Here is a 25,483-nt window from a genome sequence, read left to right as displayed (position 1 = left end):
GAGCGACAGGCCCGCTCTGGCCAGTGGATTACTTCGAGATCCAACCAGACCAGCGGTCTTTGTTGGTCTCCATCCACTCTGCAACAACGCTGTCGATTTCCACGCCGTCCAGGTCGGCCTTGCCAACCATGGCGCTCATTTCATCATTGTTGATTTTGTAGGCTTCGATGATGTCATAAGCGCCCGGCCATTTTTCTTGCAGGCCAGACCAGGCTGCTTTCCAGATCGGGCCACGCGGTTTGCCGCAATCATACGCCATGTTCGGGTTCACACCGACAGAAGGGTCGCTGTAACACCCTGGCGTATATGGTGGAAATTCGACGAACTCGCCTTCGTATTTCGCCGGCGCCCAATGCGGGACGTAGACCCACAGAACAATTGGATCCTGCCTTTGATAAGCGGATTCCAATTCTGCAAACAGGGCCGCGTCGGTGCCCGCATGGACGACTTCGAAATCCAGTTCAAGCGCTTCGACACGCTCGTCATCGAAGCCACCCCAGGTCACCGGGCCGCCGACATAACGCCCGTTCGGAGCAGTTTCCGCCGTCGCGAATTCCTCGGCGCAGTCTTTCAGCGCCTCCCAGTTCGGCAATCCCGGGCACCGTTCCTTCATGTAGCTGGGATACCACCATTCTTCGATCGCCATCAGGCCGGTTTCGCCGACATTGACGACCTTGCCGGTGCCGGTTGCCTCGTCCAGCGCTTCGCGTCCGGTGGTTTCCCAGATTTCCATTGCCAGATGCAGGTCACCCGTTTTCAGACCGGCGAACTGAGCAATGTAATCCGCCTGAACATATTCAACGTTGTACCCGGCTTCTTCCAGGATCGAACCCATGATCTTGGTATTGATCAACTGCCCCGACCAGTCGTGCAGCGTCAGTTTGATTGGGTCCGTGGACTCAACAGCCCATGCAGTTGTTGCGGCTCCGGCGGCCATGATGGCCAGCGCGGAAATTCCCATTTTACAATTCATAACACCTTCTCCCTGTCGTGATTTTTTTCGATGAATCGGTGGTATTGAGTACAGACGACCACATCGTGGGGTTTTGTGTCAATAAAAACCACGTAAAGCCACATAATTTCCTGTTTAAACCGAATTTCTACGGCCGCCCTTTTGCAAAACGTTGCTTTATGTGGGTATTGTGGTATGGCTTAACGTCCCTTATGACGATGCCATCAGAGCGCGAAACATGAACCTGCCAACCACAAACCAACGAGAAGAAGAAATCCTGCGCGCCCTTTTTCGCGCGGGCGGGTCGTGCCGGGTAAGCGTTCTGGCGAATGAACTTGAGGTTAGCCTGGAAACCATTCGGCGAAACGTCCGCAATCTGGAAGAACGCGGCATCGTACGCAAGGTCCATGGCGGGGTTCATCTTCTCGAAGACATTCTGGAACCGTCGCTGCAAAGCCGCCTGGACAAGAAGGTTGACGCGAAAGAGAAGCTGGCGAAGGCGGTTGCCGAGGTCATCAGTGACGGCGACTCCGTTTTCCTCGATATCGGCTCTACTACCGCTTATGTGGCGCAGGCGCTTGGCAACCACAGCGATCTCTTTGTCGTGACGAACTCGGTTTTTGTGGCGCAGGCATTGGCTTCACGAAACAACAACCGGGTGTTCATGGCTGGTGGCGAGCTGCGGTCGCACGATGGGGGCGCATTCGGCGTTGAAGCTCAGGACCTGATCAAACGTTTGAACGTCCGTTTCGCCGTTTTTTCAGTCGGGGCGGTCAACGCGGACCCGGGCTTTATGCTGCACGACCTGCAAGAAGCAAACTTGGCCCGCGTCGCCATTCAAAACGCACAGGTCCGCATTGTCGTGGCCGATGGCGAAAAGCTGGGAAAGCGCGCGCCGGTCACATTGGAACCTGCCGACAAGATCAATCTGTTCTTTACAGATGTGACCCCGCCCGAGGATATCTGCCAGATGCTGTCGGCGAATGAAATCGACCTTGTCGTCGCCGAATAAGCGCCTAACGCTTTTCGGCAATGACCCACACCGGGTGGTAAGTCAGAGGAACCCTGCCGTCAGTTCCGAACTTCTGAACGTAGTCAGCTTCGAACCGGGCCAAGGTGGACCGGCTCCATGCACCCTGAGCCCGGCCATTTACCCCTGTACTCCGCAAATGTTTCAGCACATCTCTGGGCGTGTCAAAATAGGATGGCCGAACACTTTGGCCAACCGTCAGAATCTTGAACTGCCCATCTATGGCGGTTGCAAAGGTGTCAGGCAGGCATAGGCCCGGTGCACGGGCTGTCGATCCGATTTGCGCAAGCTCTTGATATTGCAATGGACCAAACCCGGAAATCGCCAGCCACCCTCCGGGTTCAAGCGCCTCGGCAACCTGTTGCAGCAAACCAGCCGGATCCTCCATCCATTGGATCATCGAGGCCGATGCGACCAAATCCAGCTTTGCGGGCCATTCGACCAGGCGGACGTCTCCGGCAATGAAGGCCGCATTTTCCGCATCTGCCGTCGCCCGAGCCTGCGGCGCTATATCGTTCACGTGAAAATCGGGAAGGTCAAAGTTCTGCCGCAGCAACCGGGTCAGATGGCCAGTGCCGCATCCCAGCTCGAAGGCCACATCAAACCGGTTCGGCGCGCCAACCCGGTGCATCTCGGAAACCAGCTTGCGGGCAACCCAGGCCTGCTGGCTGGCTGTATCATTGTAAGTCTGGAAGCTTCGGCTGAAGCTTCGCTGCACCTTGTCCGCCAATTGCGCCGTCATGACATCCACTCCGCCCAGCTTTGGCCCGGTTCAAATGGCACGTGCGGAGCGGCAACGCCCTTGACCACATCAGGGGTTGCGGCCCAGGCCGTCCTCTGAGCATTGGTCGGAATGATCCGGTCCCGCTCTGATATCCAAACCCGATCAAAGCCGGGATCAGGCGCCGAGCCACGCTCGATGACCGCATGAAGTTCCTTTCTTGCCTGCTCGATGTCCAGTTCAGGTATGTCAGCAGACAGTCCGGCGCGTCGGCAAAATTTGACGAAACTTGCCGATGACAGCTGATCCGCCGTGGCCCGGACAATATCGGGCGCGATGCCCCGGTCTGCGCAGGCAGGATGCAACGTACCACTGACGGCAACCAGCCGGTCAGGGCGAAACCCTGTGCTGGCCAGCCAATGGGCCGCGGATGCGACACCGAAGGAAAACGCAAGCATTTCGACGCAGTCAAACCCGGCCAGATCGGGCAAGGGATCATCAAGCTGGTTATAGTCATCAACCAGCAGAACAGATCCGCCTCCGGTCAGCCCGCGGAACGGGGCAGCACCCAGCGCCCACCCCCCGAAGACCAGTGTCAGCTTGCTGTCATCCGATTGCGCCAGCCACTGGTGTTTCATTGCTGCCCCCCGGCCAAAGCGACCATCGCGCTGGTGATCCGGCCGAGCTCATCAGGAGAAACAATGTAAGGCGGCATGCAATAGATGTTGCGCGCAAAGGGGCGCAGCCACACTCCGGTTTCAGGGGCCAGCCGATGAGCAACCGAAGGATCAACCGTTTCCTTCATTTCGATAACGCCAACAGCGCCAAGAACCCTGACATCTGCAACGCCCGGCAAACTGCGCGCTGGCTCCAGCTCGGTCCGCATCTGGCCTTCGATATCAGCCACCTGGCGTTGCCAGTTCCCTTCGGCCAGCAGTCCGAGGCTGGCCGAACCAGCGGCACAGGCCAGAGGGTTGGCCATATAGGTCGGGCCGTGCATGAACACTCCGGCCTCACTGTTGCCAATGCCATACGCCACCTGCTTGCTGGTCACGGTAGCAGCAAACGAGATATGCCCCCCGGTCAATGCCTTGCCCAGACACATTATATCCGGGATGATGCCCGCATGATCGGTGGCGAACAGCTTGCCGGTTCGGCCAAATCCGGTTGCGATCTCGTCAAAAATGATCAGCACGTCATGGGCATCGCACATGGCGCGTGCCGCGCGCAGCCATTGGGGATGATAGAAATACATGCCCCCAGCGCCTTGAACCACGGGTTCAAGGATCAGGGCCGCGAGGTGATCGCCCTTGTCGGCCAACAGTCGCTCCAGCGCCTCCAATCCGTTCAGCGCCGAGTTTTCGGGCCAGTCATCCCCCAACCGAACCTGGGGACGCGGCAGGAAGTGCTGGATCGACAAAGCCCCTCGGAACAGCCCGTGCATACCCGTCACAGGGTCACAGACGCTCATCGCTTTCCACGTGTCACCGTGATAGCCGCCCCGAATTGTGGCAAATTCGAATTTGTCGGTGCGGCCATGCGCCATTTGATACTGCACCGCCATCTTCATCGACACTTCGACCGAGACAGACCCACTGTCGCAATAGAAAATGCGGTCCAGCCCCTCGGGCAACATGTCGACCATTCTGCGCCCCAAATCAATGGCCGGGTGGTGTGTCAGCCCTCCGAACATCACATGAGGCATCTTTTCCAGCTGGGACTGCATTGCGGACGTGATTTCGGGATGCTTGTGGCCGTGGATGGCGCACCACCATGACGACATGGCGTCTATCATCTTTGCGCCGTCCTCCCGGTAAAGATACACGCCCTCGGCCCGGTCAATCAGGTGCATCGCACCGGGATCGGCCACGTTGGTATAGGGATGCCAAAGGTGGTGGGCGTCAAACTCCAGCGGGGTCACAGAAACCTCCGTATGGTCGCCACGTCTATGGACGAGAAAGCTTCTGACAAACTTTGCTGCGTCAGGTCGCCAAGATAAGGCAGACGTCCGAGGTGTCGCACCTTGCTCATTTCGACGATGGTTTGTTCCACGTCGGGCTCCGGGTCTCCGACAAAGGCAACGCCGACCACTTCGCACCCAGCGCCTCGGAGCGCCATCAGGGACAACGTGGTATGGTTGATCGTTCCCAACGCCGTGCGCGCGACCAGAACGACCGGGGCCTGCCATTGGGCAATCAGATCCAGATAGTAGGATTTGCGGTTCAGAGGCACCATCAGCCCCCCTGCCCCTTCCACAACCAGCGGCCCGTCAACCTGCGGCAGCGCGAGCCGGGACAGATCGATCTCTATGCCCATATCCTCGGCAGAAAGATGGGGTGAGGCAGGCATGTTCAGGCGATACGCCTCGGGCAACACGTCCACACCGGACAAGGTGCAGACGGTTTCCGTGTCCGTCGCATCCTCGAGCCCCGATTGAACCGGCTTCCAGTAAGTGGCGTTCAGGGCCGCCGTCAGGCCAGCCGAAAAAACTGTTTTTCCGACGCCCGTATCGGTTCCGACAATGACCAGAGCGCTCATGCCGCCTCCGACTGATGGCTGGAGATGGTTGCAAACAGGGCCGAAATGTCCTCGGGACTGACATTCCCGGTGATCGAGACGCGCAGACGGGATGTGCCTTTTGGAACGGTAGGCGGGCGAATGCCGCGAATGTCAAACCCCTGATGTTGCAAAGCCTGTGCCATCGCCATCGTGCGGGCCTCATCCCCAAGAACGACGGGAATGATCTGGCTGTTCAAGGCCGCGTCAGGCAACCCTGTTTCACGGGCCACCTCATGTGCATGGCGCAGACGTTTGCGTGCAGCAGTGACCAAATCGTCATTCCCGGCCAATTCACGCAAGACAGCCCGTACCAGCGCAGCATTCAGAGGGGACGGCGCCGTTGCAAAGATAAAGGGCCTTGCGCGGTTGATCAGGGTATCGATCATCGCCGGTGGGCCACAGATCAGCCCGCCGGAAACTCCAAGCCCCTTGCCGCAGGTGTGAAGGGTCAGAAGGTCAGCGTTCAGATCATGCGCCAGACCTTTCCCATTTGCCCCGAAAACGCCGGTGGCGTGCGCCTCATCCACGATCAGAACAGCTTGGGCTTCACGCGCCAGACATGACAAATCTTCCAGCGGAGCCAGATCGCCCTCCATGGAATAGACGCTTTCAACAGCGACCCATACCTGACCCTGCCCACCAGCGGATCGCCATTCGGTCAGAACGTTGCGCGCATCCGCGACGTCGTTGTGACGGAAAGCGCGCAGGTCCGCTCGGCTGGCGCGCATCCCCTCATGGGCGCTGGCGTGAACCAGTTCATCATACAAAACCAGATCCCCGGCCGCCGGCAGGGTGGAAAAGATTGCCTGATTGGCCTGAAACCCTCCACCCATGAACAATGCGGCCTCGGCCCCAAAGAACACAGCTGCTTCGTGTTCCAGCGCCTCATGCTCTGGGTGATTCCCCCGCAGCAGCCGCGAGCCGCCCGAGCCTACGGGCACGCCGCGGGCCAGCGCCGCCTGTGCGGCCTCTTGCAACAGGCTTGACCCGGCCAACCCCAAATAGTCGTTGGACGCAAAATCCAGCCCGCGCGCCGGGATCAAAACCCGGCGGCGGTGCCGGGCTTCCAGCGCACCCAGCATGGATTCCAGTCGTTCGACTGCTTTCATTCGGCGGCTTCCGTGCGCTTATGGTCTTCAGCCGTTTCGGCCTGAAGGCCAAGTTTTGCAAACAGGATCGAGTCGGTGTCTTCTTCGGGGTTTTCCGCCGTCAAAAGAGTTTCACCGACAAAGATGGAATTAGCTCCGGCGAAGAAGCACATCGCCTGCATCTCGTCGCTCATGTCGCTGCGCCCGGCGGACAACCGAACATAGGCTTTGGGCATCAGGATGCGAGCGGTTGCGATGATCCGCACAAAGTCGATTGGATCAACCGGTTCCGCATCAGCCAGCGGAGTATCCGCCTGTGGCATCAGCATGTTGATCGGCACCGAATCCGGCGGCGGGGTCATGTTGGCCAAAGTCAGCAACATATCGATACGGTCGCCGGTATGTTCACCCATCCCCAGAATACCACCCGAGCAGACCTTGATTCCGGCTTCCTGCACCCGGTTCATCGTGTCGATCCGGTCAGCGAAAGTACGGGTGGTGATCACTTCGGAATAATAGCGTTCGGACGTGTCGATGTTGTGGTTGTAATAGTCCAACCCGGCATCGCGCAGCTGAACGACCTGGGTGTCATCCAGCATGCCCAGCGTCATGCAGGTTTCCATGCCCATCGCCTTGACGCCTTCCACCATGGCAACCAAGGCAGGCATATCGCGCGGCTTGGGCTCGCGCCAGGCGGCGCCCATGCAGAACCGGGTCGCACCACCGTCGCGGGCCTTTTTGGCCTCGGCCAGTACACGCTGAACCTCGATCAGTTTAGATGCAGGCAGGGTGGATCCGTTGCGGGCCGATTGCGAGCAATAGGCGCAATCCTCGGCGCACCCGCCGGTTTTGATCGACAGCAGCTTAGAGGTCTGGATGTTGTTCGGATCAAAGTTCTCGCGGTGCACGGTCTGTGCCCGGAACAGAAGGTCCATCAACGGGAGGTCATGAACAGCTTGCGCAGACTTTCGGGTCCAGCCGGAATGAGGGATGATCATTTTATCTATAAAACTTCCTGCAGCTTGCGTTGCCGTGGATTTATTATCGATAAAATCTGAAGGCGCAACCGTGTTGGCGCAAACGATCCCAAATCAAGCGGAAATGCCGCGCTTTTCAGAAATCAAGCCCCAGATCAACGGTTCGGGCGGAATGCGTCAGCGCCCCGGACGAGATGTAATCGACCCCGGTCGCCGCAATTGATGCAACCCGATCCAACGTCACATTACCGCTGGCTTCGGTCTTCATCCGCCCGTCCACCATGGCAACCGCTTCGCGCAGCATCTCGTCATCCATGTTGTCCAGCAATACGACGGACGCGCCGCCAATCCTGAGGACTTCGGCCAGCTGGTCCAGTCGATCGACTTCGATCTCGACGGCCATCATGTGGCTGGCTTGCGTTTTGGCGGCCTCAAGAACCTGACGCACACCCCCGGCGGCGGCGATGTGGTTGTCCTTGATCAGGATCGCGTCGGACAAAGAGTAGCGATGATTGAAACCGCCGCCATGCAGCACGGCCTGTTTTTCGACGATGCGAAGTCCCGGCGTGGTTTTGCGGGTACAGGTCATGCGGGCATTCGTGCCCTTTGTCTGCTGAACAAAGCTGGCAGTTTTTGTGGCAATACCGGTCAGACGACCGGCAAAATTCAGCGCGACCCGCTCACCCGACAGGATCGAGGCCGCGGAACCTTTGATGGTCATCAGCGTGTCGCCGCGCCGACAAGGCTGGCCATCCTTGACAAGCACCTCAACCTCAAGCGTCGGGTCGACCAGCCGGAACGCAATCGTTGCCACCTGCATACCCGAAACGACGGCATCCTCACGCGCATTCAACCGGGCCGTATAAGTAGCGTTCGGCGGGATCACCGCGCGGGTGGTCACGTCACCGTATGCTCCCAGATCCTCCATCAGCGCCGCGCGGATGACGGGTTCGAGGATCAGATCGGGCAGGGTCGCAAAACTCATGATTTTTCCTTGCAGGCTTCGGCGCGAATGTGCAGCGCGTCGCTAAGATACATCCGGGATCGTTTGCCGGGGCCATCGGCAGTTTCCGGAAAGTCGGATCGCTCATGCGCGCCGCGGCTTTCTTCGCGCTGCAATGCCGCCGCGGCGATCAAGGTTGCTGTGGCACACATGTTTCTGAAGGACGGGCATGTGCCATACCGCTCTTCGAGCGTGGCAATCCTGTGCAATGCCCGGCATAACCCGGCGCGGTCCCGGACCACGCCAACATCGCGCGACATGGTCGTGCGCAACATACTGACCGCATCAGACGTATCAGGGATGTCAGCTTGATCAAATTGAAGGGCCACAGGTTCCGACGCAGAAGTGTCCGGTATCGAACGCGCAATGTCCTGGGCACAGATGCGTGCAAACACCAACGCTTCGAGCAAACCGTTCGAGGCCAACCGGTTGGCGCCGTGAAGGCCGGTCGAAGACGCCTCGCCGCACACCCACAACCGATCCAGCGTCGCGCGGCCATCAGTGCCTGTGGCAATCCCGCCCATGTGGTAATGCGCTGCCGGAGCAACCGGGATCGCATCCCGGACCGGATCGATTCCGTTGCGCGCGCAATATGCGGCAACCGCCGGGAAAAGTTCATTGATTTGCGGGCCCAAAGCCTTGCGGGTGTCCAGCATCGGTCGGTTGCCGGCCTGTACCTCGGCAAAAATCGCGCGGGCCACGACGTCGCGCGGAGCAAGCTCGGCATCAGGGTGAACGGCCTGCATGAAACGCTCGCCGTGCTTGTTTATCAGTATTGCCCCTTCTCCGCGCAGGGCCTCGGTCGCCAGCGGGGCCGGATCTTCACCCACGTCCATAGCCGTGGGGTGAAACTGCACGAATTCGGCATCGGCGATCAGCGCCCCCGCCCGTGCGGCCATTCCGATGACCTGCCCCCGGATGCGGGCCGGATTGGTCGTCAGGGCATAAAGCCCGCCAGAACCGCCACCCGCCAACAATACGGCAGGCGCACGAAGCGTCACGGGCGCGGATCCGCTTTCCGAGGCGTCCTGCAAAACCACGCCCACCACGCGCCCATCCGTCACTTTGAGCGCAACGGCAAGGACCCCTTCCAACACCTGCACCGACGGAGTTTCGCGCACTCGTTCGATCAGGGCGGCCATGATTTCACTGCCGGCCTGATCGCCCTTTACCCGCACGACACGGGCAAAACTGTGCGCGGCTTCTCGGGACAGGACGTACCCGCCACCCTCGGTGCGATCAAATGGTGTGCCCAAAGTGGTCAGGTCCAGAATATAGTCCCGCGCCTCTCGGGTCACCAAATCCGCAACGTCAGGCTCGACGGTGCCCGCCCCGGCATTGACGGTGTCAACGGCGTGGCTTTCCGGGCTATCGGCCAGGTCCATCGCCGCCGCCACGCCACCCTGCGCCCATGCCGAACTTGCACCTTCGCCCAAAGGATCAGGCGAGATGATCACCACCGGGCGCGGCGCCAGTTTCAGCGCAGCATAAAGCGCGCCGATCCCGGCCCCGACAATAACGACGCGATCCGTGGTGATGTCGGTCATTGCCGATCAGATGCCGAGCTTGCGGGACAGATCAATCATCGCCTGAACAGATTTGCGGGCCTTCTCTGCCACGTCTTCAGCGACCTCGACCTGGCCTTCCATCGTGTGCAGCGCATAGAGGATCTTTTCCAGCGTGATCTTTTTCATGTACGGGCACATATTGCACGGCCCTACGAAATCGACCTCGGGCAGTTCATCCGCGATATTCGACGCCATCGAACATTCGGTGATCAGCATCGCCTTTTCGGGTTTCTCATCGTGCACATATTTGATGATCCCGCTGGTCGAACCGGAATAATCCGCCTCGGCCACCACATCCGGCGGGCATTCCGCGTGCGCAATCAGGCGCGTTCCGGGGTTCCATTCCCGGAAGTCGCGCAGGTCCTGTGCGGTGTATTGTTCATGCACGATGCAGGAACCAGGCCAGAACACCACGTTCTTGTGGCTTTCATTGGCCACGTTTTGAGCCAGATACTGATCCGGCGTCATGATGACCGTGTCGCTCTCCATCGCATTCACGATCTGCAAGGCGTTCGACGAGGTGCAGCAGATGTCCGAGGCCGCTTTGACCTCGGCAGTGGTGTTCACGTAAGACACAACCGGCGCGCCGGGGTATTTGGCCCGCATTTCGTCGATTCCTTCGGCCGTAATCGATTCTGCCAACGAACACCCCGCATCCATGTCGGGCATCAGAACCGTTTTCCCGGGGCTCAGAATTTTCGATGTCTCGGCCATGAAATGAACCCCGGCCTGAACAATCACATCCTCTTCCACCTCGCTGGCCTTGATCGCCAGTTGCAGGCTGTCACCCACGAAATCGGACACACCATGATAGATTTCCGGTGTCATGTAATTGTGCCCAAGGATCACGGCGTTACGCTCTTTCTTAAGCGCGTTGATCGCCCGCACATAGGGCGCATAGATCGCCCAATCCGGCGGGCTGATCACACGATCCATACGGGCAAACGTGTCTTTCATCTCATTGGCCAACGTGGCCGATGGGGCGAGGTCATAGACGTCCGAAAGAACAGTGCGGACTTGTGTAATATCGAGCAACGGGCGAGCCACCTTTGTCAGTTGTCGTTAGCCTGGCGGGCTGCTTAACGGCTTAGCCCTAGCGGAAACATCCCCGGTTCGAAACCGGAAAATGAGACGTTAGCGCTAAGCCATGCAGACAAATTCAAAGATGAATGGCAAATCAGCCCAGAATCCCCGGCAGACGTAGCCCGTGTTCACGTGCGCAGGCCTGGGCGTCCTCATAACCCGCATCTGCGTGACGCCAGACACCAGAAGCCGGATCGTTCCACAGAACCCGTTCGAGACGTCTGGCCGCTGCATCGGTTCCGTCGGCACAAATCACGACACCCGCATGTTGGCTGAAGCCCATGCCAACGCCGCCTCCGTGGTGCAGCGAGACCCATGTCGCGCCCGAGGCGGTATTGACCAGCGCGTTCAGCAGCGGCCAATCCGAAACGGCGTCCGAGCCGTCCTTCATCGCCTCGGTTTCGCGGTTCGGCGACGCGACCGAGCCGCTGTCGAGGTGGTCACGACCAATGACGACCGGCGCCTTCAGTTCTCCGGATTTGACCATCTCGTTGAACGCCAGACCGGCCTTGTGGCGGTCGCCCAGTCCGATCCAGCAGATGCGCGCGGGAAGGCCCTGAAAGGCGATGCGCTCCTGCGCCATGTCGAGCCAGTTGTGCAGATGGGTGTTTTCGGGGAACAGTTCCTTCATCTTTGCGTCAGTTTTGTAGATATCCTCGGGATCGCCCGACAGTGCGCACCAGCGGAACGGGCCGATGCCGCGGCAGAACAACGGGCGGATATAGGCGGGCACGAAACCCGGGAAGGCAAAGGCGTTTTCCAAGCCTTCGTCCTGTGCCACCTGCCGGATGTTGTTGCCATAGTCCAGGGTTGGCACGCCCGCGTTCCAAAAATCGACCATGGCGGCCACGTGCTGCTTCATCGACGCTCGGGCTGCCTTTTCCACGGCCTTGGGGTCGCTTTCCCTCTTGTCTTTCCACTGCGCCATGCTCCAGCCCAATGGCAGATAGCCGTTGACCGGATCATGGGCGCTGGTCTGGTCGGTCACGATGTCAGGGCGCATCCTGCCCGCCTGCATCCGCCGGTAGATCTCGGGGAAAATCTCGGCCGCATTGCCCAGCAAACCGACCGATTTCGCTTCGCCCGCCCTGGTCCAGCGGTCGATCATTTCCAGCGCTTCGTCCAGCGTCTCGGCCTTTTCGTCGAGATACTTGGTGCGCAGGCGGAAATCGATGCTGTCTGGATTGCACTCGACGGCCAGGCAACACGCCCCTGCAAAGACCGCCGCCAGGGGTTGCGCGCCACCCATGCCGCCCAGACCGCCAGTCAGAATCCACTTGCCGGTCAGGTCCCCGTCATAGTGTTGGCGTCCCGCCTCGGCGAAGGTTTCGTAGGTGCCCTGAACGATGCCCTGCGTCCCGATATAGATCCACGAACCGGCCGTCATCTGGCCGTACATCATCAGGCCCTTCTTATCGAGCTCGTTGAAGTGGTCCCAGTTGGCCCAATGCGGCACGAGGTTCGAGTTCGCGATCAGCACCCGAGGTGCATCGGTATGCGTCCGAACGATGGCGACCGGTTTGCCGGATTGCACCACCAGCGTTTCATCTTCCTCGAGGTCCTTGAGGCTGGCAACGATGGTGTCAAAATCTTTCCACGTCCGCGCGGCACGGCCGATCCCGCCATAGACAACCAGTTCATGCGGATTCTCGGCCACATCCGGGTGCAGATTGTTCATCAGCATCCGCATCGGGGCTTCGGTCATCCAGCTTTTGGCGTTCAGTTCGGGCCCTGTCGGGGGATAGATGTCACGGGTATTTTTACGAGGATCGGTCATCGGGCAAGCTCCAATGCAGTGTCGTGGATAGCGTCAAGTATGTCTTTGAGCCACCGGCGCAGGCGGTCGGCTTTGTCGGTGTCAAAAGCCCAGGGCGGCGCTTCAGCTTTCAGGTAGGTCGACTGAGCCAGCTCCATCTGGATCGCGTGAACCCCTTCCGAGGGGCGCCCATAATGGCGCGTTGTCCATCCGCCCTTGAACCGCCCATTCAGAACAGCCGTATAGGGCGAGGACGCCGCGAATTCATGCGTTATGGCTTCGATTTCCGGCGCGCAGGTCGCCCCATTGTTCGTGCCGATGCTCATATCGGGCAGAGTACCTTCGAACAGAAAAGGAATATGGCTGCGGATCGAGTGGCAATCATACAGCACCGCAACCCCATGGGCCGCCTTCACGCGCTCCAGCTCGGCCTTCAGGGCGGCATGATACGGTGCATGAAAAGCTTCCCGTCGTTCGAGGATATCCTTTTCCGAAGGCGGGATGTCCCAGATGCCCTGGCCGTCAAAATCCGTCAGCGGCACAAGAGAGGTCGTGTTCTGGCCGGGATAAAGCGACACGCCCGACGGGTCCCGGTTGGCGTCGATCACATATCGGTGGAAGGTCGCCCGAACCGTGGTCGCACCGGGCAGAAGCCCTTCATACAAGGTATGAACATGCCAATCCGTATCCGCCAGAGCCTTGCCCCGCGTATTCAACTTTGCCTCGATCGTGGCCGGAACATGGGTGCCGGTATGCGGCAGACCCAGCACGATCGGACTGTCACCGCGCGAAATCTCGACCGGGCCGCTCATGCGCCAAGTTCCGGCATGGCGATGCCCGTGCCACGGGCAATCTCACCACTGGCAATCAGGGCCGAGGCTGCTTCGATCTCGGGTGCCATATAGCGATCGTCACCCAAGGCCGGCACCACGGCTCGCAGCCGTGCCATTACGGCCTGCAACGTATCGCTCGTAGGCAGCGGCGCGCGGAACTCGACCCCTTGCGTGGCACACAGCAGTTCGACCCCCAGAATACGTTCCAGATTGGCAACCATCTGCCCCAATCGCCGCGCGCCATGGGCCGCCATCGAAACGTGATCTTCCTGATTGGCCGATGTGGGCGTCGAGTCCGTCACGCATGGATTGGCCAGATGCTTGTTTTCGCTCATCAGTGCGGCGGTCGTCACCTCAGCGATCATATAGCCCGAATTCAGGCCCGGATTGGGCGTCAGAAAAGGCGGCAGATCAAAGCTGAGCGCCGGATCGACGATCAACGCAATGCGGCGTTGCGCAATTGCCCCGATCTCGGCCACGGCAAGCGCGATCATGTCTGCGGCAAACCCAACGGGTTCGGCGTGAAAATTCCCGCCCGAAACGATCAGGCCGGTTTCCGATAGAACCAGAGGATTGTCCGTCGCCGCGTTGGCCTCGATTTCCAGCGTTGTAGCGGCCTGCCTCAGCACATCCATCGCGGCCCCCACCACCTGAGGCTGGCAGCGGATACAATACGGATCCTGAACCCGGGTATCGCCATCCCGATGGCTTTCACGAATGACCGACCCGGCCAGCAGCGCTCGCATGGTCACGCCGGCCTCGATCTGCCCGCGATGCCCGCGCAACGTGTGGATTTCCGGTTGCAACGGGGCGGTCGAACCCATTATCGCATCCGTCGTCAGCACCGAGGTAACCAGCGCGCTTTGCGCCGCCTGCCACGCACCAAACAGGCCGGACAGCGCAAAGGCCGTCGAAAACTGGGTGCCATTGATCAGCGCCAGCCCTTCTTTGGGGCCCAGTTCGATCGGGTGCAGACCCGCTTTGGACAGCGCAGCGTCACCGGGCATCACATCGCCGCCAAACTCGGCCTCACCAGCGCCCATCATGACGGCAGCCATGTGGGACAAGGGCGCAAGATCACCCGAAGCCCCGACCGACCCCTGCGCCGGGATCACCGGGGTCACACCTTTGGACAACATCCCTTCCAGCAGGGTGATCACTTCTGGCCGAACCCCCGAGGCCCCGCGCCCCAGGCTCAGCAATTTCAGAACCATCATCAATCTGGCAAGGGCGCGCGGGATCGCAGGGCCCACGCCGCAGCAATGGCTGAGGATCAGGTTGCGCTGCAAGGTTGCCGTGTCCTCGGCCGCGATTTTGACGCTTGCCAGTTTCCCGAACCCTGTGTTCACGCCATATACGGCGGCCTCTCCCGCCGCCGCATCGGCGATGCGCTTGTGCGCTTCTTCGACGGCCGGGCGGCAGGCGGGGTCCAACCGAACTGCGCACTCTTCGCGAAAGACCTGTTCCAATTGCGACAGGGTAACGGTGCCCGGGGTAAGGGTGAGGGTCGTCAAAATATACCTCCGAATATGCGGGTATGAAGAGGGTTGAAGCCGATGCGATAGGCCAATTCCGCAGGGTGTTCGACATTCCAAACCGCCAGATCAGCGCGCCGCCCGACTGAGATCTGACCGCAGTCAGCCAACCCGAGAGCACGGGCCGCGTGAACCGTCACGCCTTGCAGGGCCTCTTCTGGCGTCAGGCGAAACAGGGTGCACCCCATGTTCATCGCCAGCAACAGCGAGGTCATCGGCGCCGAACCGGGGTTGCAATCCGTGGCAAGCGCCATGGGCACAGCATGCCGGCGCAACAGGTCAATCGGTGGCGCCTGTGTTTCGCGCAAGGTGTAGAACGCCCCCGGCAGAATAACGCCGACGGTACCGGCCTGCGCCATGCCCAAAACACCTGCTTCATCAAGATATTCTATATGATCTGCCGAAAGCGCGCCGTATCCGGCAGCCAGTTTTGCGCCACCCAAATTCGACAATTGTTCGGCGTGGATCTTGATCGGCAAGCCAAGATCTGTCGCGACATCAAAAAGCGGGATCAACTCTTCCGGTTGAAAGGCGATGCCTTCGCAGAAGGCATCAACCGCATCGACCAATCCCTCGGCATGTGCGGCGCGAAGCGTGGGAATGCAGACCTGATGAATGTAGTCCGACGCCCTGCCCTCATAGTCCCGAGGCACCGCATGAGCCCCCAAAAAGCTGGTCAGAACGCGGACGGGACGATGATCCGGCACCGCCCGAGCCGCGCGCAACATGTTCAATTCGGTATCGTCATCCAATCCGTAACCGGACTTCACTTCGATGACCGACACCCCTTCGGCCAGCATCGCATCAACTCGCGGCAATGCCTGTGCGACCAACTCCTCCACTCCGGCTGCACGCGTGGCCTTTACCGTCGAGATGATCCCACCCCCGGCGCGGGCGACCTCTTCATAGCTCGCGCCGTTCAGGCGCATTTCGAACTCTGCGGCGCGATGGCCACCGTGAACCACATGAGTGTGGCAATCGATCAACGCAGGCGTAACCAGGCGTCCACCGAGTCGAGTCCGCGGCTGGTCGGCGAATCTTGAAGGAAGGTCAGCGACAGCTCCGATCCATGCGATTTGTCCGTCCTGCAACGCGATCGCGGCATCCGGGACCAAACCGTATGGCGCGCCGCCTTCGGTCATCGTTGCGGCATCAAGATCCGTCAAAACCTGCGTTTGCGTCTGCATGTGACTCGCACCCTCCATGCATTTCCTGCTTTTCTAGTACATTTCTATCATTTATATGTCTATGCATAAAATGAGGTAAAAAATGGCTATCTTCGCTAATCGCGCATTACTGAGCACCGGTTGGGCTACGAACCTGCGGGTAGAAATCAGGCAAGGGCTGATAGTGTCGCTGCAACAGGGCGCGACGGCGCAAGAGGGTGACACTTGCGTCGACACTTTGCTGCCCGCATTGGCCAATCTGCACAGCCACGCATTTCAGCGCGCGATGGCAGGCATGACCGAATACCGAAAGGCCGGTCGCGACAGTTTCTGGACGTGGCGGGAACTGATGTATCGTTTCACCCAGCACCTGACGCCTGATCAGGTGCAGGCGATTGCCGCTCTGGTCTATATGGAGATGCAGGAAGCCGGTTACGCCTCGGTTGGTGAATTCCATTATTTGCATCACCAACCAGACGGCACACCTTATGGCAATCTTGCAGAGCTGTCCCAGCGGATCATGGCTGCTGCGGCCGAGACGGGAATCGGGCTGACGCATCTGCCCGTACTTTATTCTTACGCAGGGGTCGGCGAGCAACCGTTGGAAGCGGGACAGCAACGATTTGGCAATGATGTGGACCGCTATCTGGCGTTGGTCGAACAGGCGCAGGCGGCACTGGGCGATCTGCCGGATGACTGTCAGATAGGCATAGCCCCACATTCCTTGCGCGCGACATCACCGCAAGATCTTGCCCGGGTTCTGAACGCAAAAAAGACGGGACCTGTCCATATTCACATTGCGGAACAACCCATGGAAGTTGAGCAGGTTCACGAGGGTTTGGGCGCCCGCCCGGTGGAATGGCTGCTGAACAATGCAACGGTAAACCATCGCTGGTGTCTCATCCACGCCACTCATATGACGGAAAAGGAAACTTGCGATATGGCCGCAACGGGCGCGGTCGCGGGGCTTTGCCCAATCACCGAGGCCAATTTGGGGGATGGCCCTTTCAATGGGGCCGTCTTTCTTGAAGCCGGTGGTCGTTTCGGGGTTGGGTCGGATTCAAACGTGTTGGTTTCGATGACAGAGGAACTGCGTACGCTGGAGTATTCCCAACGCCTGCGAGACCTGTCGCGCAATGTCCTCGTGGAAGGGGACGGTTCGGTAGGACAGACACTGTATTGCAATGCGGCTTTGGGCGGTGCGCAGGCCCTGGGTCGCGCGGCGGGCCAGATCGCAGAAGGGATGCTGGCGGATCTTGTTGCCATTGACAGCCAGGATCCGGCACTTTGTGCCCTGCGTCCTGAACAGTTGCTCGACGGGTTGGTCTTTGCCGCGAAGGACCACGTAGTGACCGATCTGTGGTCGGCTGGCCGCCATCAGGTACGCCGGGGCCGTCATATTGCTCGGGATCGGATCGTATCCGACTATCGACAGGCCATGGCTGATCTCATGCCGAGGCTTTGAGCTTGCTGTCGCCTTTACGGGCTGACAAAAATGGCCTCATAATAATAATATGTTTGTACGTAATTGGATGAACACCACGTGACCGATCAAAAACCTCTCGGCTTTCAGGACATTCGGGACGAAGTCGTGAACCGCATTCAAACCCGTGTCTGGCCACAGGGCAGCCTGTTGCCCACCGAGATGGAACTGGCAGCCGAATTCGGCGTTGCACGGGCGACGGTCAATCGGGCGCTGCGGGAACTTGCCGAACAGGGAATTGTCACCCGCAAACGCAAGGGCGGCACGCGTGTCGTGACCACACCGGTAAAGCAGGCGAAATTGCCGATCACTGTCGTTCGGCAGACCATTGAAGAAATGAACGCCGAATACCGTTATGCTCTGGTCAGCCGGATACTAATCGATTGCCCCGCGTGGTTGCAGGCAAAGCTGAACATCCCGGAAGGTGCGCAGGTCGTCCATCTGCAATGTATGCACCACGCCGACAACCGTCCATTCCAGTTCGAGGAACGCTGGATCAACGTCAGCACCGTGCCTCAGGTTCTCGACGAAGATTTCCTGACCACCGGGCCGAATGAGTGGCTGCTGTCCGAGGTGCCGTTTTCAAACGCTGAAATTGCCTTCTCTGCCGTCCCGGCAACAGGGCATTTGCAGGAGTTTCTGGCGGTACCGCCCGGCACACCGTTGTTTCAGCTGGAACGTACGACATGGTTTCGAAGCGATCCGGTTACTTTCGTGCGCATGACTTTCCATCAGGGATACCAGATGCGCACCACGTATTGAGGCCAGAGCACCGAACAGGTTTTGACATAGGAGCAAAACCTTATCGCTTCGACCCCACCTTCCTGACTGTCGTGGCAGTCACCTTTGCCCGCTCAGCTTTCGAAGCAGCCGAGATTTGGTTCTCTTTGTTCAGCGGCCAGGGCAGAGACAATTGTACAATCGTCGGAACGGCAAATATGGCGGCAGATCGACTCGAACCTCAGCGTGGTCAGGTCGAAACCTTTGCTGATGCGGCTTGATCCATCTTGTTTGGGAAGCCTCACCTCAAGTTCGTATCCGAAACAGTGTGTAAGCCGGATGAAATCATACGGCGGAGCATCCTCTGGGGTGATGGATGGCAAGGTGCAAAGCGGGTGCCCTTTTCGAAGGGCCAGAAACAATGGTTCAGACCAGATTGAAGTGAAATCCAAAGTTGCGCTGCTGTTAATCTTCGCCGCAAGCGCCATGTCCAGCAAGTGATCATCGACCATACGCAACATGTTTTCAGGCAGACCCTCGACCAGCGTGACCCGCATCCACGGAAACAGCGAGCTGAAGGGTTCAGGGAGATACCCGGTCAGATAAGGGGCCAGAGTCGGATTCATTCCGACAGTCAAAGGAACTGTTTCGGGGTCGCGGAACTCGGTCGCGGTGTCACGGATTTTCTGCGCATTGTTCAGAAGGCGCCCAGCCCGTTCAACGACACGGGCACCGTACAGTGTCGGGCGCACCTCGTTGTTGAGGCGCAGGAACAGACCGGTTCCCAATTCCTGTTCAAGCTTTTCGATCTGGTTGGCCAAGGGTGACATTCTCACCGTCACCCTGAGCGGCAGCCTGAACGCGGAGCAAGAGCCGGGACCGACCTCGGACAGCAAAGCCACCGGCGACGCGACCGTAGTCATCACCCAGAATCTGGCGACCGAAGAAGTCTCGTATTCCAGCGAACTGAGCGTTGTCGGTCGGGCGGCTTTGAACTTGGTCCCCGGCCAGCCCGCAGACCTGTTCGTCAACACAAGCGAACGCGCGATGATTGCGTATCTGGCGCAGCCTGTCAGCGAGGGTCTGGCCAGAACTTTCATCGAGTAAAGGGTTTTACAAGACTTACAGCTTTAAACTGTTGTGTATCGAGTGTTTTGGTGAGTGAGCGGTGGTCTGCGCCCCTGTTCCGGGCGCGGGCCATCACTTTTGTGGGTCAGACCCCGTAACGGGCAAGAAACATGTCAACAGCCTGAGCAGCGACCTGATCTATTTCTTCCTGAGTGAACGTGTTCTGAATACCAAAAGCCGCCCGGGTCCAGATCCGCACTTTGCACAGTTCGGAAAACTGCTCGGCAGCGATATGTACATCATCAATGGCCAATTCGCCCTTTGCCACGGCTTTTTCCAGATACTCGGCCATCTGTCGCTGGCCGTTTTGCGGCCCTGCCTCATAGAACGCACGACCAAGCTCGGGAAACCGGTCGCGCTCGGCAACGCAGATCCTGAAAACCTGCTGCGCGAAATCCGACACAAGAAAGGCCGTCAATTGCGTCGCCGTGATCTGAAGCACTTCGCGGGCAGGCTTGGTTTCGTCGATCATCGAGATGACCCGCTCGGCCATCAGGCAGCATTCTGTCTGGGCCACTTCCATGAACAAAAGGCGCTTGTCCGGGAAATAGCTGTAAAGCGTTGCTTTTGACACGCCAGCCGCGCGGGCAATGTCATCCACACTTGCCCCTTCAAACCCATCCGCCATGAAAACCTCTCGAGCCCCGCGCAGAACCTGGTCGAATTTCCGGCCGGTGCGCAGAATGGTGGCGGTCTGGGTCATGTCTTCTCCTCGATCGATAGCCGCGCCAGTTTATAAACCGTTCGGTTTAGATACAACGATTCTCGAATATTTCAGCGAAGCGGAGGTTGCATTTGCTTTGATGCCTGGGACTTGCAGCGCGTTCAAACCGTGCTAGGACTGGGCCCATGGTCGAAATCTTTCTGCGCACCCTTCCGTTTTTCGCGATTATCGGCCTGGGCTTTTGGGCGGGGCGCACACGGTTCTTCTCGGCTGAAGCCACGGCATATCTGACCAAGTTCGTCTTTTTCTTTGCGCTGTCGGCGATGCTGTTTCGCTTTGCCGCCACCCTTCCATTTGCCGAGATTTTCAATGCCCGGCTCATCCTTGGATATTTGCTGGGAACCATGACCGTTTACGTTCTGGCGTCGACCATCGCCTGGCTTCGCGGGCTCGACATTCCGACCGCTGCAGTCGAGGCTCAGTGCGCGGCCATCGGCAATGTCGGGTTCCTCGGGCTGCCCATGCTTTCGCTTTTGTTTTCCGAGGCTGCGATCGGGCCTGTGATGCTGGTCCTGACCGTCGATCTGGTCGTGTTCTCTTCCCTGATCGTGATCCTGATCAACGGCGGCCGTGACGGCAGATTGACCCCGACCACCTTCAAGCTGATCGGAATGGGTTTGGTCCGCAATCCCATGATCGTGTCCATCTCGGCCGGTCTCATCTGGTCCTCGCTGCAATTGCCTGTTCCTGAACCTCTTGGCGATTTTCTGATCATTCTCGGTGGGGCAGCAACTCCGGGTGCATTGTTCGCCATTGGCGCGTCATTGGCGGACAAGTCGGCTGAACGTGTCCAGATCGCGGCTTGGTTGAGTTTCTGCAAATTGGTGATCCATCCGGCCTGCGTTGCGGTCGCACTGCTATGGCTGATACCGATTGAAACTTTTCCGGCAACTGTAGCCATCTCTGCCGCGGCTTTACCTGTTGCGGGCAATGTTTACATGCTGGCTGCGCATTACGGCATTGCCCCGCATCGCGCGTCGGCGGCAATCCTTCTATCCACGATCGTCAGTATTCTCACCGTGCCGATGGTGATCGCCTGGGTGGGCACTTTCTGACCTTCACCTTTTCGAAAAATACTCTCACCGAAGGCGCACAGACTTTACGCCGGGTCCGCGGATCGTTAGCCATGTTGCGACTCGAAAACAAGGACGGTGCCTGATGGAAACCCTTTCGGAAAATGCCTGTTTCGGTGGTGTGCAGGGCGTGTACCGCCACGCCTCCTCGTCGTGCAAGTGTGACATGACTTTTGGCCTGTTTCTTCCAGCCGAGGCCAAGGACGGCCCGGTCCCGGTTCTTTGGTATTTGTCGGGATTGACCTGCACCCATGAAAACGCGATGACCAAGGCCGGGGCTCAGGCGTGGGCTGCGGAACAAGGGATCGCCGTGGTTTTTCCGGATACCTCGCCGCGTGGTGACGGCGTCGCAGATCACGAAGATTATGATCTGGGTCAGGGCGCGGGATTCTATGTGAACGCGACACAGGAACCTTGGGCGCCGCATTTCCGGATGTGGGACTATGTTGCCGAAGAGCTGCCCGCCCTGCTGTTCGAAAACTTCGCCATCGACAGCGAACGTCAGGCCATTACGGGCCATTCCATGGGGGGGCACGGCGCCCTGACACTTGCCATGAACCTGCCGGGACGCTTCCGTTCGGTGTCAGCCTTTGCGCCGATCTCGAACCCGTCCGGAGCGGATTGGGGACGCAAACAGCTGAGTGCCTATCTCGGTGACGACGAAGCGCTTTGGGCAAAACACGATGCGTCCTTGTTGATGAAGAAAACCGGCTTTGACGGCCCGATCCTGATCGACACAGGTGCAAACGATCAGTTCATGGATCTTCTGCGCCCCGAAGCGTTGGCGCAAGCCATCGCCGAACGCCGCCAGCCAGCGACGTATCGCTTCCAGCCGGGTTACGATCATTCGTACTTCTTTGTGTCCACGTTTATGGAAGATCACGTCATCTTCCATGCCGAGGCCCTGTACGGAGACTGAGGGATGAGCAATTACGATTATGACCTGATCATCATAGGGTCGGGGCCTTCAGGGCGTTCTGCGGCGATTCAGGCAGGCAAACTGAAACGGCGTGTGCTGGTCATCGACCGCAAAGACCGTTTTGGTGGCGTCTCTGTCCACACCGGTACGATTCCGTCCAAGACCCTGCGCGAAACCGTTCTGAACCTGTCGGGCTGGCGCGAGCGCAGCTTTTACGGGCGTTCATACCGGGTAAAGGATCAGATCCGGGCGGAAGACTTGAAAGCCCGCCTGCATATGACCCTCGACCATGAAGTCGATGTGTTGGAGCATCAGTTCAACAGGAACCACGTCGAAACCCTGGACGGTCTGGCCAGATTTGTCGGGCCGCACGAAGTAGAGGTCGCAACCGATGCCGGGGAAACAACGCGCGTGACGGCCGCGAAGTTCCTGATTGCGACAGGCACGAAAACCTATCGCCCGGATTATGTCCCGTTCAACGGCAAGACGGTGGTGGATGGTGACGAATTTCTGGAAATGGCAGAGATTCCGCGCTCGCTGGTCGTTATCGGTGCCGGGGTCATTGGCGTGGAATATGCCACGATGTTTTCAGCCCTGGACGTGCGTGTAACGCTGATTGAACCGCGCGACACGTTTCTGGATTTCATCGACAGCCGGTTGATCCACGACTTTACCCATCAGATCCGGGAAAACGGTGTCGACCTGCGTTTGGGCTCGGCTGTCGAGAAGATTGAAGACGCCGGTGAACATGTGGAAGTGACCCTTGAAAACGGTCGCCACGTTCGCGCTGAAATGCTTCTGTTTGCGGCCGGACGCATGGGGGCGACGTCCAAACTCAATCTGGATGCCGTCGGACTGGAGACGGACCACCGCAACCGGATCAAGGTAGACCGCAAGACATATCAAACGGCGGTACCGCATATCTATGCCACGGGCGATGTCATCGGACATCCGTCGCTGGCATCGACCTCTTTGCAGCAGGGGCGCGTGGCTGCCTGTCACGCGCTTGAAACGCCCACGCTGCCGGAAAGCCCGTGGTACCCCTATGGCATCTATTCAGTGCCCGAAATATCAACCTGCGGAATGTCGGAAGAAGAATTGCAGGAGCGCAACATCCCCTACGAGGTCGGCGTCGCGCGATTCCGCGAGACCTCTCGCGGGCATATCATGGGGCTGGAACACGGCATGTTGAAGATGCTGTTCTCGCTCAAGACCCGCAGGGTGCTGGGTGTCCAGATCGTTGGCGAAGGCGCGACGGAGTTGATCCATATCGCGCAGGCCGTGCTGAACCTGAAAGGTACGGTGGACTACTTCGTTCAGAACACGTTCAACTACCCGACACTTGCCGAAGCGTATAAAATCGCGGGCCTGGATGCGTTCAACCGCATGCCTATACCCGAGGAATTCAAAGTCAAAAAGAAACCGGTGGAACCAGCAAAGAAAGAGGCAAAGAAGGCGTGACGACGTTGTATGTCGATGGCGATGCCTGTCCCGTAAAAGCCGAGGCCGAACGGGTCGCGACGCGGCACAAAGTGCCGATGGCGCTGGTGTCCAATGGCGGGCTTCGTCCATCGGCCAACCCGCTGGTACAGGTCATTGTCGTTTCCGAAGGCGCGGATGAGGCCGATAAATGGATTGCCGAACGCTGTGGACAAGGGGATGTCGTCATAACTTCCGACATCCCTTTGGCCGCAAAATGCGTCAAAGCGGGTGCACGCGTGCTGCGCCCGAATGGTGAAACCTTCACTGCGGCAAATATTGGCCAACAACTGGCAATGCGTGACTTGATGGCCGATCTGCGCGCGGCCAATCCGTTGGGAACCGGCGGCGGTGGGCGACCCTTCGGCAAAGCCGACCGCTCGCGGTTTCTGGACGCCTTGGAACGAGAAATACGTGCCGCCAGAAAGGGATGACCATTCCTTTTGCCAGATCAAATACTAACCCGAATACCGAAACGCCCGTTTACAAGTACCTCATTAGAACGCACCCTGTGCTTGAATTCCGATCAGGCTTTTCGAATACGGAGACTGCGTTATGAAAGTACAAGGCACCCATTATCGGTCTATTTGGTGGGACAAACCGGAAGGCGTGGTTCGGATCATAGACCAAAGGTGGTTGCCGCATGATTTTCGGGTCGTAACCCTGAAAACGCTTGATGAATTTGCAGCTGCGATACGGGATATGTGGGTCAGGGGCGCACCCTTGATAGGCGCGACCGCTGCGTTTGGAATTGCCGAGCAGATGTCTCGGGACAGCTCCGAAGCCTCCTTTGACGCCGCGTATGACGTTTTGCATGCAACCCGACCCACGGCAATCAACCTGCGCTGGGCATTGGACAGATGCCGAGAAGCGCTGATGCCGCTTGCTCCGGGTGACCGTGCCGAGCGCGCCTGGTCGCTGGCGCAGGAGATTGCAGACGAAGATGTCGAGATCAACGCCGCAATCGGCCGGCACGGGTTGGAACTGATCAAGGATATCGCGGCCCGAAAACCCGCCGGTGAACCGGTTCGGTTGCTGACGCATTGCAATGCGGGATGGCTGGCGACCGTGGATTGGGGCACGGCCACAAGCCCGATGTATCACGCACATGACGCGGGCATCCCCTTGCACGTCTGGGTGGATGAAACCAGACCGCGCAACCAGGGCGCGCTGACATCCTGGGAATTGGGCGAACATGGCATTCCCCACCGTTACATCGTGGACAATGCCGGCGGTCATTTGATGCAGCACGGCCTGGTTGATTTGGTGATTACAGGCACGGACCGAACTACGGCCCAAGGTGATGTTTGCAACAAGATCGGGACCTATCTGAAAGCTTTGGCTGCGCGGGACAACGGTGTGCCATTTTACGTCGCCCTGCCCTCTCCTACGATTGACTGGACCGTTCGCGACGGTGTGGCCGAAATCCCGATCGAAGAACGTAATGCCAGGGAAGTCACCCATGTCATGGGGGTTGATGGGCAGGGGAACATCTCGGATGTACGCGTGACACCAGACGGCACGGAAGGTGGCAATCCTGCCTTTGATGTCACCCCAAACCGGCTGGTGACGGGGCTTATCACCGAGCGAGGCGTCAGCGAGGCGTCTGCCGACGGGCTTGCCCGGTTGTTTCCCGAACGGGCTGGTTAACACTTTGTTTAGCACAGTCCTGAATTGTGCAATCGC

25 protein-coding genes are annotated in these 25,483 nt (G+C 58.9%); 9 read left to right on the top strand and 16 right to left on the bottom strand.

Going from position 1 to position 25,483, the window contains the following annotated elements:
* Positions 1 to 28 precede the first annotated feature (28 nt).
* Positions 29 to 973 (bottom strand): ABC transporter substrate-binding protein, encoded by a 945-nt coding sequence (locus tag ACR0E2_RS10340; RefSeq protein WP_480446337.1) that lies wholly within the window; start codon positions 971 to 973, stop codon positions 29 to 31.
* Positions 974 to 1,190: 217 nt separating this feature from the next.
* Between ACR0E2_RS10340 and ACR0E2_RS10335 the strand changes: the two genes are divergently transcribed.
* Entirely contained in the window at positions 1,191 to 1,964 is a 774-nt protein-coding gene (locus tag ACR0E2_RS10335) for a DeoR/GlpR family DNA-binding transcription regulator (protein ID WP_480446336.1), read from the top strand.
* Between the two features lie 4 nt (positions 1,965 to 1,968).
* Here the strand turns inward: ACR0E2_RS10335 and ACR0E2_RS10330 are convergent, their stop codons facing one another.
* From ACR0E2_RS10330 to hutI, 13 genes are all read right to left on the bottom strand, one after another.
* Positions 1,969 to 2,724, bottom strand: a complete 756-nt coding sequence (locus ACR0E2_RS10330) for a methyltransferase (RefSeq protein ID WP_480446335.1) — start codon at positions 2,722 to 2,724, stop codon at positions 1,969 to 1,971.
* Positions 2,721 to 3,341, bottom strand: coding sequence for a pimeloyl-ACP methyl esterase BioG family protein (locus ACR0E2_RS10325; RefSeq protein WP_480446334.1), 621 nt, complete (start codon positions 3,339 to 3,341; stop codon positions 2,721 to 2,723). The genes ACR0E2_RS10330 and ACR0E2_RS10325 overlap by 4 nt, the downstream gene beginning before the upstream one ends.
* The gene (bioA, locus tag ACR0E2_RS10320) at positions 3,338 to 4,624 is read right to left on the bottom strand and encodes an adenosylmethionine--8-amino-7-oxononanoate transaminase (protein ID WP_480446333.1); all 1,287 of its coding nucleotides are present in this window, start codon (positions 4,622 to 4,624) and stop codon (positions 3,338 to 3,340) included. Before bioA ends, ACR0E2_RS10325 begins: the two co-directional genes overlap by 4 nt.
* Entirely contained in the window at positions 4,621 to 5,241 is a 621-nt protein-coding gene (gene bioD, locus ACR0E2_RS10315; RefSeq protein ID WP_171232255.1) for a dethiobiotin synthase, read from the bottom strand. The genes bioA and bioD overlap by 4 nt, the downstream gene beginning before the upstream one ends.
* Complete coding sequence (locus ACR0E2_RS10310) at positions 5,238 to 6,371, bottom strand: 8-amino-7-oxononanoate synthase (RefSeq protein WP_480446332.1); 1,134 nt, start codon at positions 6,369 to 6,371, stop codon at positions 5,238 to 5,240. Before ACR0E2_RS10310 ends, bioD begins: the two co-directional genes overlap by 4 nt.
* The gene (bioB, locus tag ACR0E2_RS10305; protein ID WP_480446331.1) at positions 6,368 to 7,348 is read right to left on the bottom strand and encodes a biotin synthase BioB; all 981 of its coding nucleotides are present in this window, start codon (positions 7,346 to 7,348) and stop codon (positions 6,368 to 6,370) included. The genes ACR0E2_RS10310 and bioB overlap by 4 nt, the downstream gene beginning before the upstream one ends.
* A 115-nt stretch (positions 7,349 to 7,463) precedes the next feature.
* Entirely contained in the window at positions 7,464 to 8,312 is an 849-nt protein-coding gene (nadC, locus tag ACR0E2_RS10300) for a carboxylating nicotinate-nucleotide diphosphorylase (protein WP_480446330.1), read from the bottom strand.
* Entirely contained in the window at positions 8,309 to 9,877 is a 1,569-nt protein-coding gene (locus tag ACR0E2_RS10295) for an L-aspartate oxidase (RefSeq protein WP_480446329.1), read from the bottom strand. Before ACR0E2_RS10295 ends, nadC begins: the two co-directional genes overlap by 4 nt.
* A 6-nt stretch (positions 9,878 to 9,883) precedes the next feature.
* Complete coding sequence (nadA, locus tag ACR0E2_RS10290; RefSeq protein WP_480446328.1) at positions 9,884 to 10,933, bottom strand: quinolinate synthase NadA; 1,050 nt, start codon at positions 10,931 to 10,933, stop codon at positions 9,884 to 9,886.
* A 142-nt stretch (positions 10,934 to 11,075) separates the two neighbouring features.
* On the bottom strand, positions 11,076 to 12,758 hold the full coding sequence (gene hutU, locus ACR0E2_RS10285; protein ID WP_480446327.1) for a urocanate hydratase: 1,683 nt from the start codon (positions 12,756 to 12,758) through the stop codon (positions 11,076 to 11,078).
* A complete protein-coding gene (gene hutG / locus ACR0E2_RS10280) occupies positions 12,755 to 13,549 on the bottom strand; it encodes an N-formylglutamate deformylase (protein WP_480446326.1) in 795 nt (264 codons plus the stop codon). The genes hutU and hutG overlap by 4 nt, the downstream gene beginning before the upstream one ends.
* Positions 13,546 to 15,084, bottom strand: a complete 1,539-nt coding sequence (gene hutH, locus ACR0E2_RS10275; protein WP_480446325.1) for a histidine ammonia-lyase — start codon at positions 15,082 to 15,084, stop codon at positions 13,546 to 13,548. Before hutH ends, hutG begins: the two co-directional genes overlap by 4 nt.
* Positions 15,081 to 16,292, bottom strand: coding sequence for an imidazolonepropionase (hutI, locus tag ACR0E2_RS10270; RefSeq protein WP_480446324.1), 1,212 nt, complete (start codon positions 16,290 to 16,292; stop codon positions 15,081 to 15,083). Before hutI ends, hutH begins: the two co-directional genes overlap by 4 nt.
* A gap of 82 nt (positions 16,293 to 16,374) precedes the next feature.
* On the opposite strand from hutI, the gene ACR0E2_RS10265 reads away from it, so the two are divergent.
* Complete coding sequence (locus ACR0E2_RS10265; protein ID WP_480446323.1) at positions 16,375 to 17,736, top strand: formimidoylglutamate deiminase; 1,362 nt, start codon at positions 16,375 to 16,377, stop codon at positions 17,734 to 17,736.
* Between the two features lie 78 nt (positions 17,737 to 17,814).
* Complete coding sequence (locus ACR0E2_RS10260) at positions 17,815 to 18,516, top strand: GntR family transcriptional regulator (protein ID WP_480446322.1); 702 nt, start codon at positions 17,815 to 17,817, stop codon at positions 18,514 to 18,516.
* A gap of 92 nt (positions 18,517 to 18,608) precedes the next feature.
* Here the strand turns inward: ACR0E2_RS10260 and ACR0E2_RS10255 are convergent, their stop codons facing one another.
* Positions 18,609 to 19,304 carry a LysR family transcriptional regulator gene (locus tag ACR0E2_RS10255; protein ID WP_480446321.1) on the bottom strand — a complete coding sequence of 232 codons (696 nt, stop codon included), beginning with the start codon at positions 19,302 to 19,304 and terminating at the stop codon, positions 18,609 to 18,611.
* Between ACR0E2_RS10255 and ACR0E2_RS10250 the strand changes: the two genes are divergently transcribed.
* Positions 19,288 to 19,581: a hypothetical protein gene (locus ACR0E2_RS10250; RefSeq protein WP_480446320.1), complete on the top strand. Its 294-nt coding sequence runs from the start codon at positions 19,288 to 19,290 to the stop codon at positions 19,579 to 19,581. The genes ACR0E2_RS10255 and ACR0E2_RS10250 overlap by 17 nt on opposite strands.
* Before the next feature lie 106 nt (positions 19,582 to 19,687).
* Here the strand turns inward: ACR0E2_RS10250 and ACR0E2_RS10245 are convergent, their stop codons facing one another.
* Positions 19,688 to 20,305 (bottom strand): TetR/AcrR family transcriptional regulator, encoded by a 618-nt coding sequence (locus tag ACR0E2_RS10245; protein WP_171169500.1) that lies wholly within the window; start codon positions 20,303 to 20,305, stop codon positions 19,688 to 19,690.
* Positions 20,306 to 20,451: 146 nt separating this feature from the next.
* Here ACR0E2_RS10245 and ACR0E2_RS10240 point away from each other — a divergent pair, with 146 nt between their 5' ends.
* The 5 genes from ACR0E2_RS10240 (at position 20,452) to mtnA (ending at position 25,447) form a co-directional block, all read left to right on the top strand.
* Entirely contained in the window at positions 20,452 to 21,381 is a 930-nt protein-coding gene (locus ACR0E2_RS10240; RefSeq protein WP_480446319.1) for an AEC family transporter, read from the top strand.
* A 103-nt stretch (positions 21,382 to 21,484) separates the two neighbouring features.
* On the top strand, positions 21,485 to 22,318 hold the full coding sequence (gene fghA, locus ACR0E2_RS10235; RefSeq protein WP_480446318.1) for an S-formylglutathione hydrolase: 834 nt from the start codon (positions 21,485 to 21,487) through the stop codon (positions 22,316 to 22,318).
* 3 nt (positions 22,319 to 22,321) lie between these two features.
* The gene (gene sthA / locus ACR0E2_RS10230) at positions 22,322 to 23,779 is read left to right on the top strand and encodes a Si-specific NAD(P)(+) transhydrogenase (protein ID WP_171230389.1); all 1,458 of its coding nucleotides are present in this window, start codon (positions 22,322 to 22,324) and stop codon (positions 23,777 to 23,779) included.
* Positions 23,776 to 24,231: a YaiI/YqxD family protein gene (locus ACR0E2_RS10225; protein WP_480446317.1), complete on the top strand. Its 456-nt coding sequence runs from the start codon at positions 23,776 to 23,778 to the stop codon at positions 24,229 to 24,231. The genes sthA and ACR0E2_RS10225 overlap by 4 nt, the downstream gene beginning before the upstream one ends.
* A gap of 121 nt (positions 24,232 to 24,352) precedes the next feature.
* Positions 24,353 to 25,447, top strand: a complete 1,095-nt coding sequence (gene mtnA, locus ACR0E2_RS10220) for an S-methyl-5-thioribose-1-phosphate isomerase (RefSeq protein ID WP_480446316.1) — start codon at positions 24,353 to 24,355, stop codon at positions 25,445 to 25,447.
* Positions 25,448 to 25,483 lie beyond the last annotated feature (36 nt).

This window comes from Ruegeria sp. A4 (genome assembly GCF_056543025.1).
Note: the sequence above shows the minus strand (reverse complement) of the source record. Positions and strands in the feature narration are given on the sequence as shown.